The organism is Dietzia sp. Cai40 (assembly GCF_014145165.1).
Taxonomy (GTDB): Bacteria; Actinomycetota; Actinomycetes; order Mycobacteriales; family Mycobacteriaceae; genus Dietzia; species Dietzia natronolimnaea.
In genome coordinates this window covers 1-9,182 of record NZ_JAALEB010000117.1, presented here as the reverse complement: position 1 = coordinate 9,182, position 9,182 = coordinate 1, and the positions used below count along the sequence as shown (strand labels likewise).

8 protein-coding genes are annotated in these 9,182 nt (G+C 70.0%); 5 read left to right on the top strand and 3 right to left on the bottom strand.

The window, feature by feature from the left end:
* Positions 1-723: M23 family metallopeptidase (locus G6022_RS05485; RefSeq protein WP_347237787.1), on the top strand; the 723-nt coding region annotated here is incomplete at its 5' end.
* 142 nt (positions 724-865) lie between these two features.
* Here the strand turns inward: G6022_RS05485 and G6022_RS05480 are convergent.
* Positions 866-3,409, bottom strand: coding sequence for a UvrD-helicase domain-containing protein (locus G6022_RS05480; RefSeq protein ID WP_182638826.1), 2,544 nt, complete (start codon positions 3,407-3,409; stop codon positions 866-868).
* Positions 3,410-3,449: 40 nt separating this feature from the next.
* Positions 3,450-4,874 (bottom strand): sodium:alanine symporter family protein, encoded by a 1,425-nt coding sequence (locus G6022_RS05475; RefSeq protein WP_179525864.1) that lies wholly within the window; start codon positions 4,872-4,874, stop codon positions 3,450-3,452.
* Positions 4,875-4,932: 58 nt separating this feature from the next.
* On the opposite strand from G6022_RS05475, the gene G6022_RS05470 reads away from it, so the two are divergent.
* Entirely contained in the window at positions 4,933-5,211 is a 279-nt protein-coding gene (locus G6022_RS05470) for a chorismate mutase (protein WP_107746400.1), read from the top strand.
* Here the strand turns inward: G6022_RS05470 and G6022_RS05465 are convergent.
* Entirely contained in the window at positions 5,182-5,904 is a 723-nt protein-coding gene (locus tag G6022_RS05465) for a DUF5701 family protein (RefSeq protein WP_182638828.1), read from the bottom strand. The two genes, G6022_RS05470 and G6022_RS05465, sit on opposite strands and share 30 nt — an antisense overlap.
* Before the next feature lie 105 nt (positions 5,905-6,009).
* On the opposite strand from G6022_RS05465, the gene pgi reads away from it, so the two are divergent.
* The 3 genes from pgi to G6022_RS05450 form a co-directional block, all read left to right on the top strand.
* Complete coding sequence (pgi, locus tag G6022_RS05460; RefSeq protein WP_182638830.1) at positions 6,010-7,656, top strand: glucose-6-phosphate isomerase; 1,647 nt, start codon at positions 6,010-6,012, stop codon at positions 7,654-7,656.
* A gap of 51 nt (positions 7,657-7,707) precedes the next feature.
* Positions 7,708-8,301 (top strand): dihydrofolate reductase family protein, encoded by a 594-nt coding sequence (locus G6022_RS05455; protein WP_182638832.1) that lies wholly within the window; start codon positions 7,708-7,710, stop codon positions 8,299-8,301.
* Between the two features lie 155 nt (positions 8,302-8,456).
* On the top strand, positions 8,457-9,182 hold a 726-nt coding region (locus tag G6022_RS05450; protein ID WP_182691135.1), incomplete at its 3' end, for a DUF222 domain-containing protein.

Sequence of the window (9,182 nt, the reverse complement as noted above, 5' to 3'; positions counted from 1 at the left end):
GCCGGCGCCGCGGTGTCGGCCGCCTCGGCCGGGTCCGTCATGGACTTCGCGGGCACCCACTCCGCCGAGGCCGGCGACATCGCACTCCTCGCCAACGGTGAAGCGGCGCCGGCGACCGGTGCGCCGGACGCGCCGTCGTCCTCCACCCCCGCCACTCCCTCTCTGCCCGAGCCCGTGGTGGTGTCGGTCTCCGACTCCGAGTCCGAGAACGCGCAGTCGGCCATGCTCTACGCCGGCACCGAGATCAACACCCAGCGGGAGATCGCCGAGGAGCAGGCCCGGCGCCCGAAGGTCGCCCTCCCCGCAGTGGGCACCTTCACCTCTGGATTCGGCATGCGCTGGGGTGCGATGCACGCCGGCATCGACATCGCCAACGCCAACGGCACCCCGATCCTCGCAGCCACCGATGGTGTCGTGATCGACTCGGGCCCCGCCCAGGGCTACGGGAACTGGATCCGCATCATGTCCGACGACGGCACGATGACCCTCTACGGCCACATGGAATCCCTCGACGTCCGCGTGGGCGAGCGCGTCTACGCCGGCCAGAAGATCGCAGGCATGGGCAACATGGGCTTCTCGACGGGATCCCACCTGCACTTCGAGGTCCTGCTCAACGGCGGCACCCAGCACGTCGACCCCGTCATCTGGCTGGCCCAGCAGGGCATCCACCTCGCGGGCGCCGGGAGCAGCGAGAGCTCGGGCTTCAGCCCCTTCGGGAGCTGACCTCGACCTGGGCAGTCGTCCACGGTCGAGTCGGCTGATCGCGACGCCTGAGCGCGACGCCTGAGCGCGCGTTCCCGAGCTCGGCCCGGCCCGGTCCCGAACCGACTCCCGGTATCGGGGCGCCCGTACGGACGTCCTCTCCCTAGAGCTTCTGCATCGGGACTCCCCCGATGAGCATCAGGCGCACCTTTCCCGACGCACCGAAGTCGATCGTCGCCGTGGCCCGGGGCCCGCTGCCGTCGCAGCTCAGAACCTTCCCGAGACCGTACTTGTCGTGCGTCACCCGATCTCCGGGCGCCAACTCCAGGGCGGGCGCGGAGGACTTGGCCCGGGGAATCCCGGACGACCGGCCGCCGCCGGAGCCGAATCCACCACCGGAGCCGAACCCACCACCGGAGCCGCCACCGAACCGGCGCCGCGGCGCGTACGAGTCGTCGTCACCGAACCGGCCACCGCCGGCCGGTTCCTCACGCTGCCACTCGATCGCCTCCGACGGGATCTCCTCGAGGAACCGCGACCCGGGGTTGGTCATGGGCTGGCCCCAGGACGAGCGCATCATGGCGCGGGTCAGATAGAGGCGTCGACGCGCACGGGTGATACCCACGTACGCCAGCCGCCGCTCCTCGGACAGCTCCGCCGGGTCCCCGAGCGCGCGCATGTGCGGGAACAGCCCGTCCTCCATGCCGACGAGGAACACCACCGGGAACTCGAGCCCCTTGGCGGTGTGGAGGGTCATGAGTGTGACCTGCCCCTGGTCCTCGGCCGGGATCTGGTCGGCGTCCGCCACGAGGGAGACCCGCTCGAGGAAGGCCGCGAGCGAACCGGGCTCGGCGATGCCCTCGTCCAGTTCGGCGTAGTCCGGTGCGGCGTCGTCCGGTGCGCCGTCGTCCAGTGCGGCGTCGGACTGGTCGGCCACCGCTCCCGCGGCGTCCCCGGCGTCCTCGTCCCCGAAGCCCTGCTCGCGCGCCGACCGCTGCAGCGCGGCCTCGGAGGAGAACTCCCGCCCCACGCCCACCAACTCGTTGAGGTTGTCCAGGCGGGCCGCGTCCTGCGGATCGTTGGAGGCCTCCAACTCGGCCCGGTATCCGGTCCGGTCGAGCACGGCCTCCACCAGGGCGCCGACGTCGGGGGCCGAGTCCTCGCCACCGGCGTGGTCGGAGCCGCTCAAGCGCCCGCGGAGCTCGTCGAGGAGAGAGACGAAACCCGCGATCGCCTTGACCGAGCGGGTGGGCAGCAACGCGACCCTGCCCTCCGCGGCGTCCCGCAGGGCCTCACCGAAGCCGATGGCCCGCTGCTCGGCATGGACCGCCACACACGCCTCCGCACGGTCCCCGATTCCCCGCCGAGGGGTGTTGAGGATGCGGCGCAGCGCCACCGTGTCGTCAGGATTGGAGAGCACCTTGAGGTACGCAACGATGTCGCGCACCTCCTTGCGCTCGTAGAACCGTGTGCCCCCGACGACCTTGTAGGGCAGACCCAGCCGGACGAACACGTCCTCGATCACCCGGGAGGAGTTGTTGGTCCGGTAGAACACGGCCACGTCGGAGTACCCGGCGTCCCCGGAGTCCACCAGGCGGTCTATCTCCCCGGCGATGAACCGCGCCTCGTCGTGCTCGTTGTCCGCCACGTACCCGACGAGCAGCTCGCCGGTTCCCTCGTCGGTCCAGAGGTTCTTCTCCCTCCGGCCCGGGTTGCGGGAGATCACGGCGTTGGCGGCGGAGAGGATCGTCTGCGTCGAGCGGTAGTTCTGCTCGAGCAGGATCGACCGGGCGTCCGGATAGTCGTGCTCGAAGTCCTCGATGTTGCGGATCGTCGCGCCCCGGAACGCGTAGATGGACTGGTCCGCGTCGCCCACCACGCAGAGCTCCGCCGGTGCCACCCCGGCCGCGGCGTCGTCCCCGGACCCGGCCGCACCGCCGACGAGCGTCCGGACCAGGATGTACTGGGCGTGGTTGGTGTCCTGGTACTCGTCCACCATGACGTGCCGGAACCGGCGCCGGTAGTACGCCGCAACCTCCGGGTGCGACCGCAGCAACCCGACGGTCTCCCCGATCAGGTCGTCGAAGTCGAAGGCGTTGGCCGCCTGCAGCCGCGCCTGGTACTCGGTGAACACCGCCGCCACCGTCTGCGCGGTCCGGTCCGAGTCCTCCAACGCACGGTCCATGGCCTCCGACGGCTCGCGGAGCTCGTTCTTGTGGTTCGAGATGGCCGAGGCGAGCATCCGCGGCGTGAACTTCTTGACCTCGAGGTGCTGCTCCTTGGCGATCATGCCGAGCAGGCGACGGGAATCGTCCGAGTCGTAGATCGTGAAATTGGAGTTGCGCGTGCCCAGCAGCGCGGACTGGGCCCGCAGGATCCGCACACAGATCGAGTGGAACGTGGCCACCCACATCCGTTCGGCATGGGGCCCCACCAGGGCGGACACCCGCTCCCGCATCTCGGCGGCGGCCTTGTTGGTGAACGTGATGGCGAGGATCTGCCCGGGGTGTGCGCCCCCCTCGGCCAGCAGGTACGCGATCCGCCTGGTCAGCACGCTGGTCTTCCCGGAACCCGCGCCGGCCACGATCAACAGCGGACCGCCGCGGTGCGTGACCGCGGCGGCCTGCTGTGGGTTGAGTCCGTCCAGGAGCGGTGAGTGCGGCGAGGTGGGACTGACGGCGGAACGGGCGGGAGCGGAGTGGGTCATCGTGGCGTCCAATCTACCCACCCGGTCCGACACCCTGTTCTCAGCGCGGACGGTCCCCCATGAACTCGTCGACCTGCGCGGCGGTCGCCGTCAGAGTCGGATCGTTGTCCAGGTAGTACCGCGTCTCCCGCACGATGAGGCCGGAGAGGACCAGGAGGCCGATGAGGTTCGGGATGGCCATCAGTCCGTTCATCACGTCCGCGAAGTTCCACACCACCTCGAGTTCGGTGACCGCACCCACGAACACCACACAGGTGAAGACCATCCGGTAGGGGATGACTCCCCCGGCGCCCACGAGCCGCTCGACACACCGCTCGCCGTAGTACGACCAGCCGAGGATCGTCGAGAACGCGAAGAACGCGATCGCCACCGCCACCAGCTTGTCGCCGTACGGCATGGCCTCGGCGAACGCGTCGGCGGTCATGGTCCCGGCCGTGTCGCTGCCCTGCTCCCACACGCCGGAGGTGACGATCACCAGACCGGTGAAGGTGACGACGATGATGGTGTCGATGAACGTCTGGGTCATCGACACCAGGCCCTGGCGGGTCGGGTGGGTGGTCTTGGCCGCCGCGGCCGCGATGGCCGCCGAGCCCATCCCGGACTCGTTGGAGAAGATGCCCCGCGCGACACCCATCTGGATGGCGTACATGATCGCCGCGCCCGCGAAGCCGCCGACCGCGGACGTCCCGGAGAAGGCCTGCGTGAAGATCTGCCCGAAGGCGCCGGGGATCGCGTCGGCGTTGAGCACCAGGACGACCATCCCGCCGAGCAGGTACAGCACGATCATCAGAGGCACGAACCCGGCCGTGACCCGGCCGATGGCCTTGATGCCACCGAGCAGGACCGCACCGGTGAGGACGAACAGGATGACGCCTGAGGCGACCACGGGGACGCCGAAGGAGTTGTCGAGCTGGGCCGCCACCGCGTTGCCCTGCGTCATGTTGCCGATGCCGAAGCTGGCCAGGACGGCGAACACCGCGAACACGATCGACAGGACCAGCCCCACCCGGCCGCCGGTCTTCCCGAACAGCTCGGCGAACCCCCGGTGGAGGTAGTATTGCGGACCACCGGACTGCTCGCCGCGGGCGTCGGTGACGCGGTACCGCACACCCAGGAAGGCCTCCGAGTACTTGGAGGCCATCCCCACGAGGGCGGTGACCCACATCCAGAAGAGCGCGCCCGGCCCTCCCAGTGAGATCGCCGTCGCCACGCCGACGATGTTGCCCACGCCGACGGTCGCGGCGAGCGCGGTGGTCAACGCCTGGTACTGCGTGATGTCACCCGCCCCGCCGTCGTCCCTCCGCCGCACCAGCCCGAGATGGAGCGCGGGCCCCAGCTTGCGGAACTGCAGTGCCCTCAGACGGATCGTGAGGAATAGGCCCGTGCCGAGGAGCAGCGGGATGAGGACGAAGGGTCCCCAGATCACGGAACCGATGTCCGCGAGAGTCGAGTTCAAGTTCTCCACGGGCGGAAACACTAGACGGTCCCGCGGCCTCCGCGGAAGCAAGTGGGATAATCGCGGCATGAACACCGACCCCGCCGGCACGGACGATCCGCTGTCCGAGGCCCAGATCCAGGAACTGCGACTGGAGATCGACCGGTTGGACGCCGAGATCCTGGACGCGATAGTCCGTCGCAGCGAGATCTCCAAGCGCATCGGTCGCACGCGGATGCAGTCCGGCGGCACCAAGCTCGTCCACACCCGCGAGCTCAAGGTCTACGAGCGCTTCTCCTCACTCGGGCAGGAGGGGCAGACCCTCGCGGGGATGCTCCTACGTCTCGGTCGCGGGCGACTGGGCTGAGTCCCGGCCGACCCGACCGGCCGTGGAGGCGAACCCCAACCACGTGTGGTGGTTGTTCGCCCAGCACCAGCCCACCTTCGGCGCGCCCTTGTTCTCCCGGCCGTCGCGGCCGGTCCCCCCGCTGATCCACAGCGCCGGCGTCCGGGCATCCAGAGCTCCGTCCGCCTTGCGCTTCCGCGATCCGATGCACATGAAGCACCTGCCGGGTTCGAGCATCTCCGGCTGCTGGAGCAGCCAGCTCACCCCCTCGGAGATGGTCAGCGGAGTGCGCCCCCGCCGGGCCAACTCGGCGTGCGCGTCCGTCGGGGTCCAGCCCAGCATGTCGTCGTCGCGTGTCACGTCCCTGACCAGATAGAGCGGGGCGTCCGGAACCCGGACGTCGTCGGTGGGTGTGAACTCGGCCAGGTCGGACATGTCGACGACGACGAAGCCCGCCCTCCCACCACGGCGCAGCAGGGTCGCCAGTCGGGCGGTGGACACGAACGACGGGTGGACGGCCAGCGCCGGCCGACCGGGCCCCGGGGCGGCGGCACGAGCTGCGCCGTCAAGAACTGCGTCTTCGAGAGCTGCGTCTTCAAGAGCTGCGGCGTGCTCCCGCAGCCGCCCGGCGGTGATCCCGCCGAGCTCGGGCACGCCCAGTTCGACGAGCCGATCGGCCTGGGCTGACACGGAGGGGTGGTCCGGAGGAGTCATGGGGGTCACGTGTCTGGAACGGGCGGCGGGGCCCCCGTATTCCCGACTAACCTCGCTGTCAGACGGCGGGCGATCCCCGGGCGGCAACACTGGGCAGGAGCGGCAATGACGGACATCAGCACGACACCACAGTGGTCGGCGATCGAGGATCTCGTACCGGCGATCGGCGGGGTGACCCTCCGTGAGCTGTTCGCCGCCGATCCGGAACGGGGTCGCCGCATGGCGGTCACCGCGGGCGATCTGCACGTCGACCTGTCCAAGCACCTGGTCACCGACGAGGTCCTGAGCGCCCTGACCGAGCTGGCCCACGCCGCACGGCTGCCGGCGCAGCGGGCCGCGATGTTCCGGGGCGACCGCATCAACACCACCGAGGACCGATCGGTCCTCCACACCGCGCTCCGTCTCCCGGCCGAGGCCGACCTCGTCGTCGACGGGCGTGACGTCGTGGCCGACGTCCACGCGGTCCTCACCCGGATGGCCGACTTCGCCGACCGCGTCCGGTCCGGCGGATGGACCGGGCACACGGGCGCGCGGATCGACACCGTGGTCAACATCGGCATCGGCGGCTCCGACCTCGGGCCCGTGATGGTCGACAAGGCCCTGCACCACCTGCAGACCGCGGGGATCAGCGCACGCTACGTCTCCAACGTGGACCCCGCCGACCTCTCGGCCGTGCTCGCCGAGGTCGACCCCGCGACCACGCTGGTGGTGGTCGCCTCCAAGACCTTCACCACGCAGGAGACCATGGCCAACGCCCACGCGGCGCGTCGGCACTTCGTCGAGGCCCTCGGATCGGAGGAGGCGATCGCCTCCCACTTCGTGGCGGTGTCGACGGCCACCGAGGAGGTGGCCGACTTCGGGATCGCCGCGGACAACATGTTCGAGTTCTGGGACTGGGTCGGGGGCCGGTACTCGGTGTCGTCGGCGATCGGCCTCTCGGTGATGATCACGGTGGGCCCGCCCGCGTTCGTCGAGCTGCTCGAGGGCTTCCACGCCATGGATCTGCACTTCGCGACCGAGGCCCCCGAGCACAACGCGCCGGTCCTCATGGCCCTGCTCGGCATCTGGTACACCTGCTTCCTCGGGGCCCAGTCCAAGGCCGTGATCCCCTACGCCCAGGGCCTCCTGCGGTTCCCCGCCTACCTCCAGCAACTGACCATGGAGTCCCTCGGCAAATCAGTGCGACTCGACGGCTCCGACGTCTCCTACCCCACCGGCGAGGTCTACTGGGGCGAGCCCGGCACCAACGGCCAGCACGCCTTCTTCCAGCTCCTGCACCAGGGCACCCAGCTCGTCCCGGTGGACTTCATCGGGGTCGCCCGTCCGGTCTCGGACCTGCCCACCGCCAACGGCGCCGGATCGATGCACGACATGCTCGTGGCCAACCTGTTCGCCCAGTCCCGTGTGCTGGCGTTCGGCAAGACGGAGGACGAGGTGCTCGCCGAGGGCGTGGACCCCGCGATCGCGCCGCACAAGGTGATGCCCGGCAACCGGCCGTCCACCACGATCCTCGCGCCGTCGCTCTCGCCCGGGGTGCTCGGGCAGCTCATCGCCCTCTACGAACACGTGGTGTTCGTCCAGGCCGCCGTGCTGGGCATCAATGCGTTCGATCAGTGGGGGGTCGAGCTGGGCAAGGCCCAGGCCGGCGAGCTCCTGACCGCCCTGACCGCGGAGAAGCACCCCGGGGAGGGCTTCGACTCCTCGACGGATGCTCTCGTCGAGATCTACCGCGAGGCACGCGGGCGCCGCTGAGCCGGGACTGTTCCGCCCGGGAGTGTCGTAGCCGGGTGCGAGCATTGTCGGATGAGCACTGTCTACTGCACCGCCACGAGTCTGGACGGGTACATCGCCGACGACGAGGAGAGCCTGTCCTGGCTCTTCGCGACCTCCGGGGAGGCCGAACCCGCGGGGTACACACCGACAGAGTTGGACCCCGCCCTCCCCGACCTCCACTTCGACCGCTTCTACTCCGGCGTCGGGTCGATCGTCTGCGGCGTCAACACCTTCGAGTGGGTCCGCCGCGACCTGACGAAGGACGGCCGACCGTTCGTCTGGCCGTACTCCGTGCCGAGCTGGGTCGTCACCCACCGCGATCTCGATCCCGTCGACGGCGTCGAGTTCTTCGCCGGTGACGTCGGCGACCTGCACCCTCTCCTGGTCGACGCCGCCGACGGCGGGGACGTGTGGATCGTCGGGGGTGGTGACCTCGCAGGTCAGTTCGCCGACCGGGGACTGCTGGACCGGGTCTGGATCCACCAGTGTCCGGTCGTCCTCGGTTCCGGGCGCCCCCTGTTGCCCCGCCGACTCCGACTCCACCGCCAGAAGCTCGAGACGCACGGCCAGTTCACCGCGATGCTCTTCGACGTGGTGGGCCCGGAGCCCCGGATCACGCCCTGACCGGTGAGTAGCCCGGCTGAGTAGCCCGGCGATTTCCTCCGCTGCAGTCCCGGACGGAAAGCCCGCGGCAGACCCTTGCACGTTCGAACGTGTGTGCGTATACTAGAACGTACATTCGATACGGTGACGGTGGCGGAAGGCTTCGGAGGTGTGGCATGGACGTCGGCAACGGCCCCTCCTCCGACAGTTCCTCCGCTGTTGATCCGTTGACCGGGCTGACCGCCTCGGCTCGTGCCGGATGGGCGGCCGAGAATCGCGCCTCCGCCCAGCGGCTGTCGGCCTGCTACCACCTCCTGCTGGAATGCCAGCGCCGCGACGACTCAGGCACCGGCTCTGATTCCCCGCCCGGCCACGCGGTGGTGGACCCGTTCGTGGTGGCAACCGGATACGTGGTGGCGGCGATGGCCGTCTCCGCCCTGAGAGCCGAATCGATGATCTCGTTCGCCGCGGACCTGCACCAGCGCTACCCCGCCGTTCTCGCCGCCCTGGCGGCGGGACGCCTCGACCAGCGCGCCGCCGAACTGCTGGCCCGCCAGATGGCGACCGTCGACCCCGAGGTGCTTCCGCAGGTGCAACAGGACGTCGTCGACGACTACCTGGCCGCGACGGAAGCCGGCGAACGCCTCGGGCGGCACGCGGTACGCGATGCGGTGGACGCGATCATCACCCGCTACGACGCCGAGGGAATCCGTCGGCGCAAGGAGGACGCCAGCCGTGCGCGCGGTGTGCGCATCAACAAGGGCGCTGACGGCATGTCCACCGTGTCGGCCATTCTGGCCACCGAGGAGGCCGCCGTCCTTGCCGAGGCGATCGATCAACGCGCTGCCGAACACGCCGCCGCCGAGGCCGAGGCTGCCGCGGCGAGCGCAGCCGCGGCCGAG

Coding starts and splice junctions, on each gene's coding strand:
- pgi (WP_182638830.1), top strand. CDS start 6,010: ATGACGGACATCAGCACGACACCACAGTGGTCGGCGATCGAGGATCTC.
- G6022_RS05455 (WP_182638832.1), top strand. CDS start 7,708: ATGAGCACTGTCTACTGCACCGCCACGAGTCTGGACGGGTACATCGCC.
- G6022_RS05480 (WP_182638826.1), bottom strand. CDS start 3,409: ATGACCCACTCCGCTCCCGCCCGTTCCGCCGTCAGTCCCACCTCGCCG.
- G6022_RS05465 (WP_182638828.1), bottom strand. CDS start 5,904: ATGACTCCTCCGGACCACCCCTCCGTGTCAGCCCAGGCCGATCGGCTC.
- G6022_RS05470 (WP_107746400.1), top strand. CDS start 4,933: ATGAACACCGACCCCGCCGGCACGGACGATCCGCTGTCCGAGGCCCAG.